A 17,377-nucleotide genomic window follows, 5' to 3' on the forward strand; every position below is an offset into this window, starting at 1 on the left:
CGCTCAGTCTGCCAGCCAGGCGTCGGCGAAGGTCGGCGTCGACACGGTCGGCATCGCGCGCACGCCCTGCAGCTTCGGCGAGTGCAGGAAGTGGTTCTGCTGGTCGTAGAGCGGCAGGGCGTAGAACCCGCCGAGGATGATCTGCTGCGCCTGCTCGTAGAGCGCCGCGCGCGCGTCGGGGTCGGACTCGGATGCCGCCTCGGTGAGCAGTGCGTCGAGCTCGGGGTCGTCGAGCTGGGCGAGGTTGGCGAAGTACCCGCTCGGCGCCGGCGTGATGGAGTCGGAGTGGTAGAGGATCCGCAGCACGTCGGGGCCGACCTTCGTGTACGGAGCGCTCACGGCCTCGTACTCGTGGGTGAACAGGGCGCCGTACCAGCCCGAGAGATCGAGCGGCTCGAGTTGCACGTCGAAGCCGGCCTCCTTCGTGTTCGCCTGGATCTGCTCGAAGAGCGACTGCTCGGCGGGGATCGACTGGTTCGTCGAGACGGGGAAGCGCACGGTCAGGGGAACCCCGTCCTTCACGCGGATGCCTCGGTCGTCGCGGTCGGTCCAGCCGGCCTCGTCGAGCAGTGCGTTCGCCTCGTCGAGGTCGGTGCCGAAGAGCGAGTCGTCGGAGTACGCGAGCGGCTCGACGCTGGAGAGCACCGAGTACGAACGCTCGGCGGTGCCGAAGAACAGTGCGTCGATGCCGTCGTTCACGTCGGCGGCGCGGATGAACGCCTCGCGAACGCGCACGTCGTCGAACGGCGCCTGCCCGGAGTTCAGCTCGATGCGGTTCGAGGCGCCGGGGCGGGGCGCGTCGATCTCGACGAGCGTTCCGGACTTCTCGGCCTGGTCGAGGGTGTCGGGCTGGGCGTTGTCGATGATGTCGACCTCGCCGGCCTGCAACGCCGCGTACCGCGATGCCGAGTCGGGGATGAACCGCCACTCGATGCCGTCGAGGTAGGCGGCGCCGTCGTGGGCCCGATCGGCCGGGCCCGTGGTGTAGTCGTCGTTGCGCACGAGCGAGACGTGGTCCTGCGGAACCCACTCGTCGACGATGAACGGCCCGGTGCCGATCGGGGCGAGGCAGTTCTCCTCCATGCCGCGGGCGATGCCGGCGGGCGACTCGATGGCGTTCCACGGCTGGGTGAGCGACTCGAGCAGGGCGCTGTCGGGGGTGCTCAGGTGGAACCGCGCGACCGTGTCGCTCACGACCTCGACCGAGTCGACCTTGCCGAGGGCGAGGTAGCCGGTCGAGGACTGGGTGTCGGGGTCCTTCAGGTGCTCGACGTTCACCTTCACGGCCTCGGCGTCGAAGGGCGTGCCGTCGGTGAACTCGACGTCGTCGCGCAGCGTGAACTCCCAGGTCAGGCCGTCGTCGCTCGTCGTCCACTCGGTCGCGAGCCACGGGATGGCCTCGCCGGACTCGTCGAGCGACACCAGCGACTCGAGGAACTGCCCGGCGATGAGTGCCTGCGGGTAGTTGCCCCCGACGTGCGGGTCGAGGCAGCTGGGCTCGCCGTCGCCCGAGGCGTAGACCAGGGTGCCGCCGGCGACGGGATCGCCGGATGCCTCCGGCGGCGCACCCGACGGCGTGCAGCCGGCGAGCACGAGCGCGCCCGCCGCCGCGAGCGCGGCGATGGGCAGGGTGCGGATGATGCGACGCGACGTCATGCGGACGTGACTCCTCTGGGTGATGCGGCGGGGGATGGATGCTTCGGGGGAGCGGACGACCGGTTTCGGTACTGAGTCCATAATGAGTCTATGACGGATTCCGACGACCGCGGCACGAGCGCCCGAACCGAGGCGCCGCGATCGCGGGGCGGCCGTCCGCGCGCCTCGTCGCGCCGCACCCTCGAAGACGCCGCGAGCGAGCTGTTCCTCGAGCAGGGCTACGCAGGCACGACGATCGACCAGATCGCGCAGCGGGCCGGTGTCGGCCGCAACACGTTCTTCAACTACTTCGCCGCGAAGTCCGACCTGCTCTGGCTCGACGTCGACGACACGATCGCGGCGCTGCCCGGCATCCTCGAGGCGACGCCCGAAGGGCTCGGCCCGACGGCCGCGCTGGAGCACGCCGTCACCGCGCTCGCCACGCGGCATCCGCACGGAGCCGTGCCCATCGCCCTCAGCCAGCGCGAGCCGATGGCGACGTACGACGAGTTCCTCGCCGCCGGACTCAGCCGGTTCCTCGCGGTCGCCCACGCGCTCGCCGGGTTCCTGGTCGCGCGCGTCGGCGCTCGGGTGGACCCGACGATCATCGGGGTCGCCGCGAACGCCGTGACCGCCGCCGCCGCGACGGCAGCCGGCGCCTGGGCGCTCGCCGGCGTCGAGCGGGGCGACCTCGCCGCCGACGTCGGCCGTGCGATCGCACCTGTGTGCCGCGGCTTCGCGCCGACGCTCGACGCCGAGCCGGCGGCCTGAGCTCGCAACGCCTCGCGCCGGCGACACCGTGTTCGCCAGGATGACGCGTACAATCGAGGCAACGACATCGATCCGGCCATCACCGGGGAGTCTTCGGAAGAACGCGAACGGATGCCACGGCCGCCGATCGTCACTAGAGCCGAACGGGTCGGCCCGTCACAGCCGTTCAGAGAGGTCGTGCGACTCCGGTCGCGCGACAAGCGAGGTGGTACCGCGGCGGAGGCTCGACGAGCAGACGGCGTCCTCGTGGAAGCATCCGTCACCCAAGGAGCCCGCGTGTACCCGCGTACCCCCGACGAGAACGGCGTCGCCTCGTCGCCCGACTTCCCCGCAGGCGAGCGCGACGTGCTCGCGTACTGGAACGCCGACGGCACCTTCCAGGCCTCCATCGACCAGCGCGAGGGCTCGCCCGAGTGGGTCTTCTACGACGGCCCGCCCTTCGCCAACGGCCTGCCGCACTACGGCCACCTCCTCACCGGCTATGCGAAAGACGTCTTCCCGCGCTTCCAGACCATGCGCGGCAAGCAGGTGCACCGCCGCTTCGGCTGGGACACCCACGGCCTGCCGGCCGAGCTCGAGGCCGAGCGCCAGCTCGGCATCACCGACAAGGTGCAGATCGAGGAGATGGGCATCGCGGCCTTCAACGAGGCCGCGCGCTCGGCGGTGCTGCGCTACACCAAGGAGTGGCAGGAGTACGTCACGCGCTCCGCGCGCTGGGTCGACTTCGAGAACGACTACAAGACGCTCGACACGACCTACATGGAATCCGTGATCTGGGCGTTCAAGCAGCTGCACGAGAAGGGCCTCGCCTACGAGGGCCACCGCGTGCTGCCCTACTGCTGGCGCGACCAGACCCCGCTGTCCAACCACGAGCTCCGCATGGACGACGACGTCTACAAGATGCGCCAGGACCAGACGGTCACGGTGACCTTCCCGCTCACCGGCGCCAAGGCCGAGTCGCTCGGCCTCACCGCCGTGCGCGCCCTCGCCTGGACGACCACGCCGTGGACCCTCCCGACGAACTTCGCCCTCGCGGTCGGACCCGACATCGAGTACGCCGTCGTCCCCGCCGGCCCGAACGGCACGCCCGACGCGACGGTGCTGCGAGAGAAGTCGGGTGACGCGGCATCCGACACCGAGGTCCTCGGAGCCGAGTACCTGATCGCCGCCGACCTGCTCGGAGGCTACGCGAAGGACCTCGGCTACGAGTCGGCCGACGACGCACGTGCGGCGGTCTCGCGCACCGTTCGCGGCGCCGAACTCGAGGGCGTCACCTACGACCGCCTCTTCGACTACTACGCCGACGTCGCCGAGTACGGCCTGCAGAACGCCTGGCAGATCCTCGTCGCCGACTACGTCACCACCGAAGACGGCACCGGCATCGTGCACCAGGCGCCCGCCTACGGTGAAGAGGACCAGAAGATCGGCGAAGCCGCCGGCATCCCGGTCATCCTCTCGCTCGACGAGGGCGGCCGCTTCAAGGCCGAGGTGACGGATGTCGCGGGCGAGCTGTGGAGCGACGCGAACAAGCCCCTCACGCAGCTGCTGAAGGCCGAGGGCCGGCTGCTGCGCCAGGCGAGCTACGAGCACTCGTACCCGCACTGCTGGCGCTGCCGCAACCCGCTGATCTACAAGGCCGTCTCGAGCTGGTTCATCCGGGTGCCGGAGTTCCGCGACCGCATGGGCGAGCTCAACCAGGAGATCACCTGGGTGCCCGAGAACGTGAAGGACGGCCAGTTCGGCAAGTGGGTCGCCGGCGCGCGCGACTGGTCGGTCAGCCGCAACCGCTACTTCGGCTCGCCGATCCCCGTCTGGAAGAGCGACGACCCCGAGTACCCGCGCGTCGACGTCTACGGCTCGCTCGAGGAGATCGAGCGCGACTTCGGGCGCCTGCCGCTGAACGCGGCGGGGGAGCCCGACCTGCACCGGCCGTACATCGACGACCTCACGCGGCCGAACCCCGACGACCCAACGGGCCGTTCGACGATGCGCCGCATCCCCGACGTGCTCGACGTCTGGTTCGACTCCGGCTCGATGCCGTTCGCGCAGGTGCACTACCCGTTCGAGAACCGCGACTGGTTCGACACGCACCACCCCGCCGACTTCATCGTCGAGTACATCGGGCAGACCCGCGGATGGTTCTACGTGATGCACGTGCTCTCCACCGCGCTGTTCGACCGCCCCGCGTACAAGAACGTCATCAGCCACGGCATCGTGCTCGGCAGCGACGGGCAGAAGATGTCCAAGTCGCTGCGCAACTACCCCGACGTCTCCGAGGTCTTCGACCGCGACGGCTCCGACGCGATGCGCTGGTTCCTGATGTCGAGCCCGGTGCTGCGCGGCGGCAACCTCATCGTCACCGAGGAGGGCATCCGCGAGGGCGTCCGCCAGGTCATGCTGCCGCTCTGGAGCACCTGGTACTTCTTCTCGCTCTACGCCAACACGGCGCGCGACGGCGGCTACGAGGCATCCGCCCGCACCGATTCGACCGACGTGCTCGACCGGTACCTCTTCGCGAAGCTGCGCGACCTCGTCGCCGACGTGACCGCCGACCTCGACCGCCTCGACTCGACGCTCGCCTCCGCGAAGCTCCGCGACTTCGCCGACGTGCTCACGAACTGGTACGTGCGCCGATCGCGCGACCGCTTCTGGGCCGGCGCGGCCGACGGCGCCGCCTCGAGCGAGGCGTTCGACACGCTGTACACGGTGCTCGAGACGTTCACGCGCCTCGCCGCGCCCCTGCTGCCGCTCACGAGCGAGCAGGTGTGGCGCGGGCTCACGGGCGGTCGCAGCGTGCACCTGACCGACTGGCCGGAGGCCTCGCAGTTCCCGGCCGACGACGCCCTCGTGGCCGCCATGGACGCGGTGCGCGAGATCAGCGGCTCGGTGCTCGCGCTCCGCAAGCAGGCCGGTCGCCGCGTGCGGCTTCCGCTCGCGGCACTCACGGTCGTGACGACGGATGCCGCGGCGCTGGCGCCCTTCGAGGCGATCCTGCGCGACGAGCTCAACGTCAAGGCGGTCTCGCTCGTCGAGCTCGACGCCTCGAGCGCCGAGGCCTACGGCGTGACCAAGCGGCTCAGCGTCAACGCCCGTGCCGCGGGTCCGCGCCTCGGCAAGACCGTGCAGCAGGCGATCCAGGCGGCCCGCTCGGGCGACTGGAGCCTCGACGGCGAGGCGGTCGTCGCGGGCGGCATCGCGCTCGAGCCCGGCGAGTACGACCTCGTGCTCGAGGCCGGGGGAGCCGGCGAGGGTTCGCGCGCCCTCGCGCTGCTCGTCGACGGCGGCTTCGCGATCCTCGACACCGCGACCACGCCCGAGCTCGAGGCCGAAGGCATCGCGCGCGACCTCGTGCGGGCCGTGCAGGAGGCCCGAAAGGGCGCCGGGCTCGAGGTCGGCGATCGCATCGCGCTGACGCTGACGCTCGACGCCGCCTCGCTCACGGCCGCGGAGACCCACCGCGACCTCATCACGGGCGAGACCCTCGCCGTGTCGCTCGCGCTCGTCGAACTCGACGACACCGCGGCCGGTGGGCTCACGCCCCTGGCCGGCGGCACGAAGGCGGCCATCGGATTGGAGCAGGCATGACCGACGCACCCGACCAGATCCCCGAGCCCGAGGAGGGCGCCGCCGCGGATTCGGCCGAGCACCCGGAGTCGCTCGGCGACGACGGCGAGTTCGGCGGCGTCGAGGAATTCGACGCCGACGCGCGCGACGCGGCCGACGCCGTCTACGCGGCACTCCTCGAGCGCGTCGGCGAGGGCGCGCCGCGTCCGCGCCTCGAGCCCACGAGACGCGCCGTCGAGCTGCTCGGCGATCCGCACCGCTCGGCGCCCGTGATCCATCTCACCGGCACGAACGGCAAGACCTCGACGAGCCGCATGATCGAGAGCCTGCTGCGCGCCTCAGGGCTCCGCACCGGTCTCCTCACGAGCCCGCACCTCGAACGGTTCACCGAGCGCATCCGCATCGACGGCGAGTCGGTGCGCGATGAGGTGCTCGCGCGCAACTGGGAGGAGATCGAGCCGTTCATCGCGATCGTCGACGCCGAGCTCGAGGGCGCGGGCGAATCGCCGCTGACCTTCTTCGAGACCTTCACGGTGCTCGCCTTCGCGTGCTTCGCCGACGCGCCCGTCGACGTCATGGTGCTCGAGGTCGGCATGGGCGGCGAGTGGGACTCCACGAACGTCGCCGACGGCCAGGTCGCCGTCATCACGCCCATCGACCTCGACCACCAGAGCCGGCTCGGCAACGACGTCGTCGAGATCGCGCGCACGAAGTCGGGCATCATCAAGCCGTCGGCGTCCGTCGTGTCCGCGCGCCAGCAGGACGACGTGCTGAAGGTGCTCGAGAACGCCGCCGACCTCACCGAGTCGACGCTCGCCGTCGAAGACGACGCGTTCGCGGTCATCTCCACGACCGTCGCCGTCGGCGGGCAGCTCGTCTCGATCCGCGGGCTCGCGGGTTCGTACCACGACATCGCCCTCCCGCTCTTCGGCAGCCACCAGGCCCAGAACGCCGCCGTCGCGGTCGCCGCCGTCGAGGCCTTCATCGGCAGCGGCAGCGTGCGGCTCGCCGACGAGGTCGTCGAGACGGGGCTCGGAGCCGTCACCTCGCCCGGCCGGCTGCAGATCGTGGGGTCGGGACCGACCGTGATCGTCGACGCCGCGCACAACCCCCACGGCGCCGGGTCGCTCGTGGCCTCGCTCGGCGAGGCCTTCGACTTCGACGAGGTCGTGATCGTGCTCGGCGTCCTCGCCGACAAGGACGCGACCGGCATCGTCGACGTGCTCGCCGGGCTCGATGCCCGGTTCATCGTCACGAACCCCGGTTCCGACCGCGCCGCCGACACCGACCGCGTCGCCGGCATCGTCGCGACGAGGGTCGGAGCCGATCGGGTCACCGTCATCGAACGGCTCGACGACGCCCTCGACGAGGCCCGCGACTGGGCGACCGAGGGCGAGAAGCGCGCCGTCGTCGTCACCGGATCCGTCGTGCTCGTCGGCGACGCGATCGCCATCGCCGCCGACCGCGGATGGAACGCGCGATGAGCGACCTGCCCCTCGGCCCCGCTGCCCCCGATGACGATCCTGCAGCAGAACCGCGGGCGGCCGCCGCGGCATCCGCCCCCCGGTCGGTGCGCGCCAGCCTCGCCTCGATCGTGCTCGGGTTCGAGCTGCTCGTGGTGTTCCTCGCGGCCCTCGTGATCTGGGGCCTCACGCCAGACGACGGCGGCGCGTTCGGACTGCCGCGCTGGGCCCCGCTCGTCGCCGGCGGCGTGGTCATCGTGCTCATGATCGCCACGATCGGCCTGCTGCGGCACCGCTGGGCGTACCTGCTCGGCTGGGTCGTGCAGGCGCTCATCCTCCTCGCCGGCTTCCTGAACCCCGGGATGTTCTTCATCGGAGCACTCTTCGGCGGCATCTGGACCTACTGCATGATCGTCGGCGAACGCATCGACCGAGAGAAGGCGGCCGCAGTGGTCGCCTCCCGAACAGAACAGGAACACGAATGACCAGCGCAATCGAAGAGACCCTCGTCCTCGTCAAGCCCGACGGCGTCGCCCGCAACCTGACCGGCGAGATCCTGCGGCGCATCGAGGCCAAGGGGTACTCGCTCGTCGACATCCGCCTCGTGCAGGCCGACCGCGAGCTCCTCGCGAAGCACTACGCCGAGCACGAGGGCAAGCCGTTCTACGAGCCGCTCGTCGAGTTCATGGAGTCCGGCCCGGTCGTCGCGATCCGCGTCGCAGGCAACCGCGTGATCGAGGGATTCCGTTCGCTCGCCGGCACGACCGACCCGACCACGGCCGCGCCCGGCACGATCCGCGGCGACTTCGGCCGCGACTGGGGCCTCAAGGTGCAGCAGAACCTCGTGCACGGCTCCGACTCGGTCGAGTCCGCCGAGCGCGAGCTGGCGCTCTGGTTCGCCTGACCCGAGCCGGTTCCGCACGCCCGGTCGACGGGCGGTGAACGACGGATGCCGCGCCGACGCAGTTCGCGTCGACGCGGCATCCGTCGTTCAGGCGGGCCCAGCGCAGCATCAGCGGAGGCCCGTGAGTCGCGCCCAGTCGGTCGGACTCCGTCGGTCGGCTCAGCGCCAGAAGTTCTGCAGGTCGATGATGACGCGCGGGATGGCGTTCATCTGGGCCTGGGCCAGGAGGATGACGACGGCGTAGCAGACGACCGTGATCACGGGGATCCAGCCGTACCAGCCCGCGGCGAGCCGCTGCACACGTGCCGATGCGGGAATATGCCCCGAACGAAGGTTGTGCAGCGTCACAAGCCAGAACGTCGGAATCGTCACGACCCAGGTGAGCATGCACCAGGGGCAGAGCACGTCGAGCACGTAGACGCTCTGGAAGATCAGCCAGCCCACGAAGACCAGGGCGCCGGCGACGCCGATGTTGAAGCCGATCCAGAACCAGCGCGAGAACGTCGCGCCCGCCAGCAGCGCCACGCCGATCGTGATCACCACGGGCCAGGCCATCATGCCCACGAAGGGATTCGGGAACCCGAACACCGAGCCCTGCCACGATGCGAGGTTCGTGCTGCAGCCGACCAGCACGCCGACGTTGCAGTTCGGGATGTGCCCCGGATCCGCGAGGGTCAGCACCTTCTCGAGCGACAGTTCCCATGCCGCGAGGAGCCCGAAAGCTCCGAGCACGATGAGGCTGATGGCCAGCCCGATGGGCTTCGGGGGAGCGGGGGCATCCGACATGTCTCGATTCTGACACGGCGAATCGGACGGTTCGTCGCCGGTCGTGCGATAATCGAGGAAGTCGACCGGGCCCGGCCCGGAAACGGCGACAGACGAACTTCCCGGATGCCGCGCATCCGATTGAGCGGTGAGACGCACCGCAAGACGTGGCGACAAGGCAAACCTGCCGGTCGCCGGTGACGAGAATTGACGGTTCCGCGTACGACGCGGGGCCGCACGAGAGAGTACGGAAGGGATGGCGCGGCCGTCCCGACCGGTGTAGGAGTGCACCAGAGATGGTGGAAGGCAACGAGCACCAGACGAACCGACCCGATCCGAAGGGCGCGCCCAAACGGCGCGGTGGCCTGTTCGGCGGTCGACGCGGCCGTGGTCGCGGCGCCCAGCCGGCGGCCGAGACGCAGGTCGCGGCCCCCGAGGTCGACGAGGCGAGCGTGACGGTCGAGGAGGCCCCAGAGGCTCCCTCGCCTGGCGCCGCCTCCGAGCACCACGCGGGCCGGCACGTCGCATCCGGCGTCGACGCCGACTCGGCCGTCGCGACCGACACGGGCGACGAGAGCGGCACGGCCGACGCATCCCAGGCCGATTCCGCGGCCGACGACGCGGTCGAAACGCCGGCTCCGGCGGCCTCGCCGATCCCGGCGAACCTCACGACGACGTCGCTGATCTTCCACGCGCCGCCGGTGCTCGTGACGAGCGATCGTCCGGAGCGGCCCGAGCGCGGCGATCGCCCCGACCGGGCGGAGCGCGGCGACCGCGGCGACCGCAGCGACCTCTCCGGGGCCGACCACGACGACGAGGGTTCGAGCGTGCGCCGCCGCACCCGTCGGCGCACCGGCGAGGAGCCTCGTTCCTCCGGCGACCAGCCGGCCAACACGGTCGTCAAGGTGCGCACGCCGCGCGAGCCCGAGCTCATCACCGAGCCGCAGCGCGTCAAGGGCTCGACCCGGCTCGAGGCGAAGAAGCAGCGCCGGCGCGACGGCCGTGACGCCGGCCGCCGCCGCACGATCATCACCGAGTCCGAGTTCCTCGCCCGCCGCGAGTCCGTCGACCGTTCGATGATCGTTCGCGAGAAGAGCGGCCGCATCCAGATCGGCGTGCTCGAAGACGGCGTGCTGGTCGAGCACTACGTCGCCCGCAACCAGGACGCGTCGCTCATCGGCAACGTCTACCTCGGCCGCGTGCAGAACGTGCTGCCGAGCATGGAGGCCGCGTTCGTCGACATCGGCCGCGGCCGCAACGCCGTGCTGTACTCGGGCGAGGTCGACTGGGACGCCGCTGCCGAGAACGGCGAGAAGAACCAGCCCCGCCGCATCGAGCTGGCGCTCAAGCCCGGCGACCGCGTGCTCGTGCAGGTCACCAAGGACCCGGTCGGCCACAAGGGCGCCCGGCTGACGAGCCAGATCTCGCTGCCCGGCCGCTACCTCGTGTACGTGCCGAACGGATCGATGAACGGCATCAGCCGCAAGCTCCCCGACACCGAGCGTGCCCGCCTGAAGAAGATCCTCAAGGAGGTGCTGCCCGAGAACCAGGGCGTGATCGTGCGCACCGCCGCCGAGGGCGCCACCGAGGAGCAGCTGACCCTCGACGTCAACCGCCTGCTCGCGCAGTGGGCCGACATCTCGGCCCAGCTCGAGAAGGCCCAGGCGCCCTCGCTGCTGCACTCCGAGCCCGACCTGCTCATCAAGATCGTCCGCGACGTCTTCAACGAGGACTTCCAGAAGATGATCATCGAGGGCGATGAGGCGCGCGGCACGATCGAGCGCTACCTTCGCGCGGTCGCACCCGACCTCCTCGAGCGCGTCGAGGCCTACGAGGGCGACCGCGATTCGTTCGACTCGTTCCGCATCAGCGAGCAGATCGAGAAGGCGCTCGACCGCAAGGTCTGGCTGCCCTCAGGCGGGTCCCTCGTCATCGACCGCACCGAGGCGATGACCGTCGTCGACGTCAACACGGGCAAGTTCGTCGGCTCGGGCGGAAACCTCGAAGAGACGGTCACGAAGAACAACCTCGAGGCTGCCGAGGAGATCGTGCGCCAGCTGCGCCTGCGCGACATCGGCGGCATCATCGTCGTCGACTTCATCGACATGGTGCTCGAGTCCAACCGCGACCTCGTGCTGCGTCGACTCATCGAGTGCCTGTCGCGCGACCGCACGAAGCACCAGGTCGCCGAGGTCACCTCGCTCGGACTCGTGCAGATGACCCGCAAGAAGCTGGGGCTCGGCCTGCTCGAGACGTTCAGCGAGCCCTGCGAGGTCTGCGCGGGACGCGGCATCGTCGTGCACCACGAACCGGTCTTCAAGCACCGCGGCACCGGCGCCCCGCAGCAGCAGCAGCCCGAACGGCGCCGCGGCGGTCGCGGCAACACGCCGAACTCGGGCGGCGGCAGCAGCGCCGGCAACGGCGGCGGCCAGCCGTCGACGCCGTCCGAGCCCAAGGCGCACACCGGCACGCACGCCATCACCGAAGACGTCAAGCACGCCCTCGCGCAGATCGCGGCCTCGACGATTCCGCACGCCGAGCACCACGAGGGCGACGCGCCGGCATCCGCCGGCGAGTCCGCCGCATCGACGACGTCCGATTCCACGTCGGGCGAGTCGAAGTCGGGCGAGGAGTCCGCGAGCGGCGGCCGTCAGGGCCGACGTCGTGGACGTGGTCGACGCGCATCGCGCGAGCAGACCGCCGTTGCGGCATCCGAGGCATCCGCCCCGCAGGCCACGAACGACGAGTCGGCACCGGATGCCGCGGCCCACGAGGTCGCACCTTCCGCGCCCGAGACCACGACGCCCGACGCCGGCCACCCGGCCGCCGAGTCGGCGCCCGCAGCCGCCGTCGCCGCGATCCTCGACCTGCCGGTGGTCGCCGCTCCGCGCACGCGCCCCGAGCCGGCCGCCGACACCGCCGACCTGCTCGACTCGGTGCTCGACGCACTGCCGGCCCCCAAGAAGGCCGGTGAGGGCCGCTCGCGCAGTCGTCGCGTCTCGACCGCGGCGCTCTCGCCTACGGGCGGCGCGCCGGTCATCACGCGCGGCGACGGCTCCGGTGCCAGCGTCCACGAGGGCGACGAGCCCGCAGCCGGCTGAGTCCGATGCGAACGAACGGGTCCGGGTCGACCTCAGTCGGCCTGGGCCCGTCGTCGTTCACGTCGTTCACGGGGCGTCACGCGCAGCCCGCTCGCGGCCAGTCGCCGCACGAGTTCGCGGGGCTCCACGGGCTGCGCTCCCGCGGCGACGAGCTCGTCGAACCGCTCGACGGGAACGTCGTAGTGATCGAGGTCGAAGGCGCGGGTCGGCAGTCCGGCCGAATCGGCGAACGCCCTGAGCTCGGCGATCGACTCGTCGCTCACCAGGTGCGCCCACACCGTTCCGTGCTTCGGCCAGAGCGGCGTGTCGATGAGCACGGTCATGCAGAAGATCCTAGGCGGGCCCACGCGCGACGCGCCGGTGGCCGCTCGTTTGACCGAGTCGCATCCATCCGGTAAACTCGACCGTTGGTGCCGCCGCTTATCACGGTGCGCCCCCATGCAGTTCGACTGCAACGTTTTCTGGCATGACCCTCCTTCCCGCTGGGGTCCCGCGCAGTGACACCCCATCAGACAGCCGGAACCCCCGTGGTTCCCCAGAGATAGGTACGAGTAGTGGTTTACGCAGTAGTGCGCGCCGGCGGTCGGCAGGAGAAGGTCGAAGTTGGCACCATCGTGACGATGGACCGCATCAAGGCAGACAAGGACGGCAACGTCCAGCTCGCCGCGGTGCTCCTCGTCGACGGCGAGAACATCACCTCCGACGCCAAGTCGCTTGCAAAGGTCACGGTCACGGCCGAGGTTCTCAACGACCTCCGCGGCCCGAAGATCGTGATCCAGAAGTTCAAGAACAAGACCGGCTACAAGAAGCGCCAGGGCCACCGTCAGGAGCTCACGCGCGTCAAGGTCACCGGCATCAAGTAGCAGCAGCGGCTCGCAAGGAGAATCAGACATGGCACACAAAAAGGGAGCGAGCTCCACTCGCAACGGTCGTGACTCGAACGCGCAGCGCCTCGGCGTGAAGCGCTTCGGCGGTCAGGTCGTCAGCGCGGGCGAGATCCTCGTTCGTCAGCGCGGCACCCACTTCCACCCGGGTGCGGGTGTCGGTCGCGGTGGCGACGACACGCTGTTCGCACTCGAGGCAGGCTCGGTGCAGTTCGGCACCAAGGGCGGCCGCAAGGTGGTCAACATCGTGGCGGCCGGCGAATAGTCGACCGACAGGTTTTCGTGAGGGCGGGCTTCGGCTCGCCCTCACGTGTTTCTAGAGAAAGGCACGTCGCATGGTCAGCTTCGTCGATGAGGTGACGCTGTTCGTGCGCGCCGGACATGGCGGCAACGGATGCGTCTCGGTTCGCCGGGAGAAGTTCAAGCCGCTCGCAGGGCCCGACGGCGGCAACGGCGGTGGCGGTGGCGACATCACCCTCGTCGCCGACCCGCAGGTCACCACCCTGCTCGCCTACCACGGCCGTCCGCACCGCTCCAGCGGCAACGGCCAGCCCGGAATGGGCGACCACCGCGCGGGTGCGGCGGGCGAGCCGCTCGAGCTCCCGGTGCCGGTCGGCACGGTCGTCAAGGACGCCGACGGCTCCGAGCTGATCGACCTCACCGAGCCGGGCATGCGCTTCGTCGTGGCGCCCGGCGGGCAGGGCGGCCTCGGCAACGCATCGCTGGCGACGAACAAGCGCAAGGCCCCCGGCTTCGCGCTGCTCGGCACCCTCGGCTACGAGGGCGAGGTCAAGCTCGAGCTGAAGTCCATCGCGGATGTCGCGCTCGTCGGGTTCCCGTCGGCCGGCAAGTCCAGCCTCATCGCCGCGATGTCGGCGGCGCGGCCGAAGATCGCCGACTACCCCTTCACGACGCTGCACCCGAACCTCGGCGTCGTCGAGGCGGGCGACCACCGCTTCACCGTGGCCGACGTACCCGGACTCATCGAGGGCGCGAGCGAGGGCAAGGGCCTGGGGCTCGAGTTCCTGCGCCACGTCGAGCGCTGCTCGGCGCTGCTGCACGTCATCGACTGTGCGACGCTCGAGCCCGGCCGCGACCCGCTCAGCGACCTCGACGTCATCCTGGCGGAGCTCGCCGCCTACCCGGTGCCCGAGGGCCAGACTCCGCTCCTCGAGCGTCCGCAGCTCGTCGCCCTCAACAAGATCGACGTGCCCGAGGCACGCGACTTGGCCGAGCTCGTCAAGCCAGACTTCGAGGCCCGTGGATTCACGGTGTTCGAGATCTCGACGGTCAGCCACGAGGGCCTCCGCCAGCTCGGCTTCGCCCTCGGCTCGCTCGTCGATGAAGAGCGCAAGGCCGCCGCGGCGGCAGCCGTCGTCGACGGCCCGCGCATCGTCATGCGACCGAAGCCCGTCAACGAGGTCGACTACGTCGTCAAGCCCGAAGGCGGCAGCTACGGCACCATCTACCGGGTGCTGGGCGGCAAGCCCGAGCGCTGGGTGCAGCAGACCGACTTCACGAACGACGAGGCCGTCGGCTTCCTCGCCGACCGCCTCGCGCGCCTCGGCGTCGAAGACGCCCTCGTGCGTGCGGGTGCGGTCGCCGGCTCGACGGTCGTGATCGGCCCCGGCACCGGCGTCGTCTTCGACTGGGAGCCCACGCTGACCTCGACCGCCGAGCTCATCACCGCACCGCGAGGCACGGATGTGCGCCTCGACGAGAACCGTCGTGCGACGCGCGCCGAGCGTCGGAGCGACTACCACGAGCGCATGGACGCCAAGGCCGAGGCTCGCGCCGAGCTCGACCGCGAGCGCGAGGCCGGCCTCTGGGCCGGCGACGAACCCGACACGGAGGACGCCCCGGCGACCGCACCGTCGGAGGCCGAGGGCGAGCGATGACCGTGCGTGGCCGCGACGACATCGTCGGCGCGAAGCGCATCGTCGTCAAGGTCGGGTCCTCCTCGATCAGCGGCGAGAACTCCGCACAGATCGGCCCGCTCGTCGACGCACTCGCGGCCGTCCACGGCCGGGGCACCGAGATCATCCTGGTCTCCTCCGGAGCGATCGCGACCGCGCTCCCGTTCCTCGCCCTCGACGGGCGGCCCGACGATCTCGCGACCCAACAGGCGGCGGCCGCAGTCGGACAGAACGTGCTGATGTGGCGGTACCAGACGAGCCTCGACCGCTTCGGGATCCTCGCCGGCCAGGTTCTGCTGACCGCCGGCGACCTCGAGAACCCCACGCCGCGCTCGAACGCGCAGCGTGCGATGGATCGACTGCTGACGCTGCGCGTCCTCCCGATCGTCAACGAGAACGACACCGTCGCCACGCACGAGATCCGTTTCGGCGACAACGACCGCCTCGCGGCACTCGTCGCCGAGTTGATCGGTGCAGATCTCCTGGTGCTGCTCTCCGACGTCGACGCGTTGTACACGAAGCCGCCGCACCTCGATGGTGCCGAGCGCATCGCCCATGTGCCGTTCGGCGATGAGCTCGCCGGAGTCGAGATCGGCTCGGCCGGACGCGCGGGCGTCGGCACCGGGGGAGCCGAGACGAAGGTCTCGGCAGCGCGCATCGCCGCAGCGGCCGGAGCTGCCGTGCTGATCACCGCGACGCCCCTCGTCGCCGAGGCGCTCAGCGGAGCCCAGATCGGCACCTGGTTCGACGCCGCCCCCGAACGTCACACGGCCGACACGCCGGCACCGCTCGCCTAGGCTGAGGCCATGGAGCAGCCCGACCTCGACACGTCCGTGATCGACGCCCGGCTCGCCGCCGCGAAAGAGGCGTCGTACCGCCTCGCGCGCGCGACGACCGCCGAGAAGGATGCCGCGCTCGAGCGCATCGCATCCGACCTTCGCGACCGGGCGGGCGACGTGATCGCGGCGAATGCGCTCGACCTCGAGGCCGGCCGTGTCGCCGGGCTGAGCACGGGCCTCCTCGACCGCCTCGAGCTCGACGTCGCTCGCATCGACGCCCTCGCCGATGCCGTGCTCGACGTCATCGGCCTCACCGATCCCGTCGGCGAGACGCTCACCGGGCGCACCCTTCCGAGCGGCGTCCGCATCGATCAGGTGCGCGTGCCGCTGGGCGTGGTCGGTGCGATCTACGAGGCGCGGCCGAACGTCACGATCGACATCGCCGTGCTCGCGCTGAAGAGCGGCAACGCCGTCGTGCTTCGCGGGGGCACGGCCGCCGAGCAGACCAACCGGGTGCTGGTCGACGTGCTGCGCGGCGCCCTCGACGCCGTCGGGCTGCCGGCCGAAGCCGTGCAGACCGTCGACGACTTCGGTCGTGCGGGCGCGCGGCACCTCATGCAGGCGCGCGAGTACGTCGACGTGCTCATCCCGCGGGGGAGTGCGGGACTCATCCGCGCCGTCGTCGACGAGGCGCGCGTGCCCGTCATCGAGACCGGCGCGGGCGTCGTGCACATGTTCCTCGACGCGTCGGCACCCGAGCAGTGGGCGATCGAGCTCGTGCACAACGCGAAGGTGCAGCGTCCGAGCGTCTGCAACGCCCTCGAGACCCTGCTGGTGCATCAGGATGCCGCGGAGCGGCTGCTGCCGGCTGTGCTCGCCCGGTTGACCGACGCGGGCGTCACGATCCACGCCGACGAGCGCACCCGCGCGATCCGACCCGATGCGCTGCCCGTCACCGATGAGGACTTCGCGACCGAGCACATGAGCCTCGACATCTCCGTGGCCGTCGTCGACTCGCTCGACGAGGCCCTCGAGCACATCCGACGCTTCTCGACGAAGCACACCGAGTCGATCGTCACGAACGACCTCTCGAACGCCGAGCGGTTCCTCAACGAGGTCGACTCCGCGGCCGTCATGGTCAACGCGTCGACCCGCTTCACCGACGGTGCCGAGTTCGGCTTCGGCGCGGAGGTCGGCATCTCCACGCAGAAGCTGCACGCGCGCGGACCGATGGGCCTGCCGGAGCTCACGAGCACCAAGTGGATCGTGCGCGGCGCGGGCCACGTGCGAGCGTGACCTCGCCGACGCGACCTCGCTAGACTGGCACGAGCAACACAGCAGGCTTCGAAAGGAACACGAATGAGCGTCACGAGCACGGTGCTGACCGGCATCCTCACGTCCGAGTCAGTCCACGCACGCGAGCTGCCGATCGAGAGCTGGGCCTACGGCCTCATCGCGCTGATCATCTTCGCGGCGCTCGCATTCGTGACCGCGTCGTATCGCGACGTCGCCAACCGCCACCGCGCGAAGGCCGAGGCGTACGCCGCACGTCACGGCGCCGAAGAGCACGGCGGACACTGAGCGAGGTCTGCGCA

At 70.6% G+C, this 17,377-nt stretch carries 15 protein-coding genes; 12 read left to right on the forward strand and 3 right to left on the reverse strand.

The window, feature by feature from the left end; genetic code table 11:
• Nucleotides 1-3: 3 nt before the first annotated feature.
• The gene (locus ASE68_RS09380; protein ID WP_055857697.1) at nt 4-1,656 is read right to left on the reverse strand and encodes an ABC transporter substrate-binding protein; all 1,653 of its coding nucleotides are present in this window, start codon (nt 1,654-1,656) and stop codon (nt 4-6) included.
• 90 nt (nt 1,657-1,746) lie between these two features.
• On the opposite strand from ASE68_RS09380, the gene ASE68_RS09385 reads away from it, so the two are divergent.
• From ASE68_RS09385 to ndk, 5 genes are all read left to right on the forward strand, one after another.
• Complete coding sequence (locus ASE68_RS09385; RefSeq protein WP_055857699.1) at nt 1,747-2,406, forward strand: TetR/AcrR family transcriptional regulator; 660 nt, start codon at nt 1,747-1,749, stop codon at nt 2,404-2,406.
• 276 nt (nt 2,407-2,682) lie between these two features.
• Entirely contained in the window at nt 2,683-5,991 is a 3,309-nt protein-coding gene (ileS, locus tag ASE68_RS09390) for an isoleucine--tRNA ligase (RefSeq protein WP_055857701.1), read from the forward strand.
• Nucleotides 5,988-7,454: a folylpolyglutamate synthase/dihydrofolate synthase family protein gene (locus ASE68_RS09395; protein WP_082462143.1), complete on the forward strand. Its 1,467-nt coding sequence runs from the start codon at nt 5,988-5,990 to the stop codon at nt 7,452-7,454. The genes ileS and ASE68_RS09395 overlap by 4 nt, the downstream gene beginning before the upstream one ends.
• Nucleotides 7,451-7,918, forward strand: coding sequence for a DUF4233 domain-containing protein (locus ASE68_RS09400; RefSeq protein WP_055857703.1), 468 nt, complete (start codon nt 7,451-7,453; stop codon nt 7,916-7,918). The genes ASE68_RS09395 and ASE68_RS09400 overlap by 4 nt, the downstream gene beginning before the upstream one ends.
• A complete protein-coding gene (gene ndk / locus ASE68_RS09405; protein ID WP_055857705.1) occupies nt 7,915-8,337 on the forward strand; it encodes a nucleoside-diphosphate kinase in 423 nt (140 codons plus the stop codon). Before ASE68_RS09400 ends, ndk begins: the two co-directional genes overlap by 4 nt.
• A gap of 159 nt (nt 8,338-8,496) precedes the next feature.
• Here ndk and ASE68_RS09410 read toward each other — a convergent pair whose 3' ends face one another.
• Nucleotides 8,497-9,123, reverse strand: coding sequence for a vitamin K epoxide reductase family protein (locus ASE68_RS09410; protein WP_055857707.1), 627 nt, complete (start codon nt 9,121-9,123; stop codon nt 8,497-8,499).
• A 275-nt stretch (nt 9,124-9,398) separates the two neighbouring features.
• Here ASE68_RS09410 and ASE68_RS09415 point away from each other — a divergent pair, with 275 nt between their 5' ends.
• Nucleotides 9,399-12,203, forward strand: coding sequence for a ribonuclease E/G (locus ASE68_RS09415; RefSeq protein ID WP_055857709.1), 2,805 nt, complete (start codon nt 9,399-9,401; stop codon nt 12,201-12,203).
• A gap of 32 nt (nt 12,204-12,235) precedes the next feature.
• Here ASE68_RS09415 and ASE68_RS09420 read toward each other — a convergent pair whose 3' ends face one another.
• Nucleotides 12,236-12,526, reverse strand: a complete 291-nt coding sequence (locus tag ASE68_RS09420) for a DUF4031 domain-containing protein (protein WP_055857711.1) — start codon at nt 12,524-12,526, stop codon at nt 12,236-12,238.
• Between the two features lie 231 nt (nt 12,527-12,757).
• On the opposite strand from ASE68_RS09420, the gene rplU reads away from it, so the two are divergent.
• From rplU to ASE68_RS09450, 6 genes are all read left to right on the forward strand, one after another.
• On the forward strand, nt 12,758-13,066 hold the full coding sequence (rplU, locus tag ASE68_RS09425; RefSeq protein ID WP_074401007.1) for a 50S ribosomal protein L21: 309 nt from the start codon (nt 12,758-12,760) through the stop codon (nt 13,064-13,066).
• A 28-nt stretch (nt 13,067-13,094) separates the two neighbouring features.
• Entirely contained in the window at nt 13,095-13,352 is a 258-nt protein-coding gene (gene rpmA, locus ASE68_RS09430; RefSeq protein ID WP_055857715.1) for a 50S ribosomal protein L27, read from the forward strand.
• Between the two features lie 70 nt (nt 13,353-13,422).
• Nucleotides 13,423-14,985, forward strand: coding sequence for a GTPase ObgE (gene obgE / locus ASE68_RS09435; RefSeq protein WP_055857718.1), 1,563 nt, complete (start codon nt 13,423-13,425; stop codon nt 14,983-14,985).
• A complete protein-coding gene (proB, locus tag ASE68_RS09440; RefSeq protein ID WP_055857719.1) occupies nt 14,982-15,800 on the forward strand; it encodes a glutamate 5-kinase in 819 nt (272 codons plus the stop codon). The genes obgE and proB overlap by 4 nt, the downstream gene beginning before the upstream one ends.
• 9 nt (nt 15,801-15,809) lie before the next feature.
• Nucleotides 15,810-17,078, forward strand: coding sequence for a glutamate-5-semialdehyde dehydrogenase (locus ASE68_RS09445; protein WP_055857722.1), 1,269 nt, complete (start codon nt 15,810-15,812; stop codon nt 17,076-17,078).
• 63 nt (nt 17,079-17,141) lie between these two features.
• A complete protein-coding gene (locus ASE68_RS09450) occupies nt 17,142-17,363 on the forward strand; it encodes a hypothetical protein (RefSeq protein ID WP_055857724.1) in 222 nt (73 codons plus the stop codon).
• Nucleotides 17,364-17,377 lie beyond the last annotated feature (14 nt).

Origin of the sequence: Agromyces sp. Leaf222 (assembly GCF_001421565.1) — a bacterium.
GTDB lineage: Bacteria > Actinomycetota > Actinomycetes > Actinomycetales > Microbacteriaceae > Agromyces.

What these genes read in the sequence shown, in the direction of transcription:
- ASE68_RS09410 (WP_055857707.1), bottom strand. Translation starts at nt 9,123, where the DNA reads ATGTCGGATGCCCCCGCTCCCCCGAAGCCCATCGGGCTGGCCATCAGC.
- ndk (WP_055857705.1), top strand. Translation starts at nt 7,915, where the DNA reads ATGACCAGCGCAATCGAAGAGACCCTCGTCCTCGTCAAGCCCGACGGC.
- proB (WP_055857719.1), top strand. Translation starts at nt 14,982, where the DNA reads ATGACCGTGCGTGGCCGCGACGACATCGTCGGCGCGAAGCGCATCGTC.
- ASE68_RS09450 (WP_055857724.1), top strand. Translation starts at nt 17,142, where the DNA reads ATGAGCGTCACGAGCACGGTGCTGACCGGCATCCTCACGTCCGAGTCA.
- ASE68_RS09400 (WP_055857703.1), top strand. Translation starts at nt 7,451, where the DNA reads ATGAGCGACCTGCCCCTCGGCCCCGCTGCCCCCGATGACGATCCTGCA.
- rpmA (WP_055857715.1), top strand. Translation starts at nt 13,095, where the DNA reads ATGGCACACAAAAAGGGAGCGAGCTCCACTCGCAACGGTCGTGACTCG.
- ASE68_RS09380 (WP_055857697.1), bottom strand. Translation starts at nt 1,656, where the DNA reads ATGACGTCGCGTCGCATCATCCGCACCCTGCCCATCGCCGCGCTCGCG.
- ASE68_RS09385 (WP_055857699.1), top strand. Translation starts at nt 1,747, where the DNA reads ATGACGGATTCCGACGACCGCGGCACGAGCGCCCGAACCGAGGCGCCG.
- ASE68_RS09445 (WP_055857722.1), top strand. Translation starts at nt 15,810, where the DNA reads ATGGAGCAGCCCGACCTCGACACGTCCGTGATCGACGCCCGGCTCGCC.
- ASE68_RS09395 (WP_082462143.1), top strand. Translation starts at nt 5,988, where the DNA reads ATGACCGACGCACCCGACCAGATCCCCGAGCCCGAGGAGGGCGCCGCC.
- ASE68_RS09420 (WP_055857711.1), bottom strand. Translation starts at nt 12,526, where the DNA reads ATGACCGTGCTCATCGACACGCCGCTCTGGCCGAAGCACGGAACGGTG.
- ASE68_RS09415 (WP_055857709.1), top strand. Translation starts at nt 9,399, where the DNA reads ATGGTGGAAGGCAACGAGCACCAGACGAACCGACCCGATCCGAAGGGC.
- obgE (WP_055857718.1), top strand. Translation starts at nt 13,423, where the DNA reads ATGGTCAGCTTCGTCGATGAGGTGACGCTGTTCGTGCGCGCCGGACAT.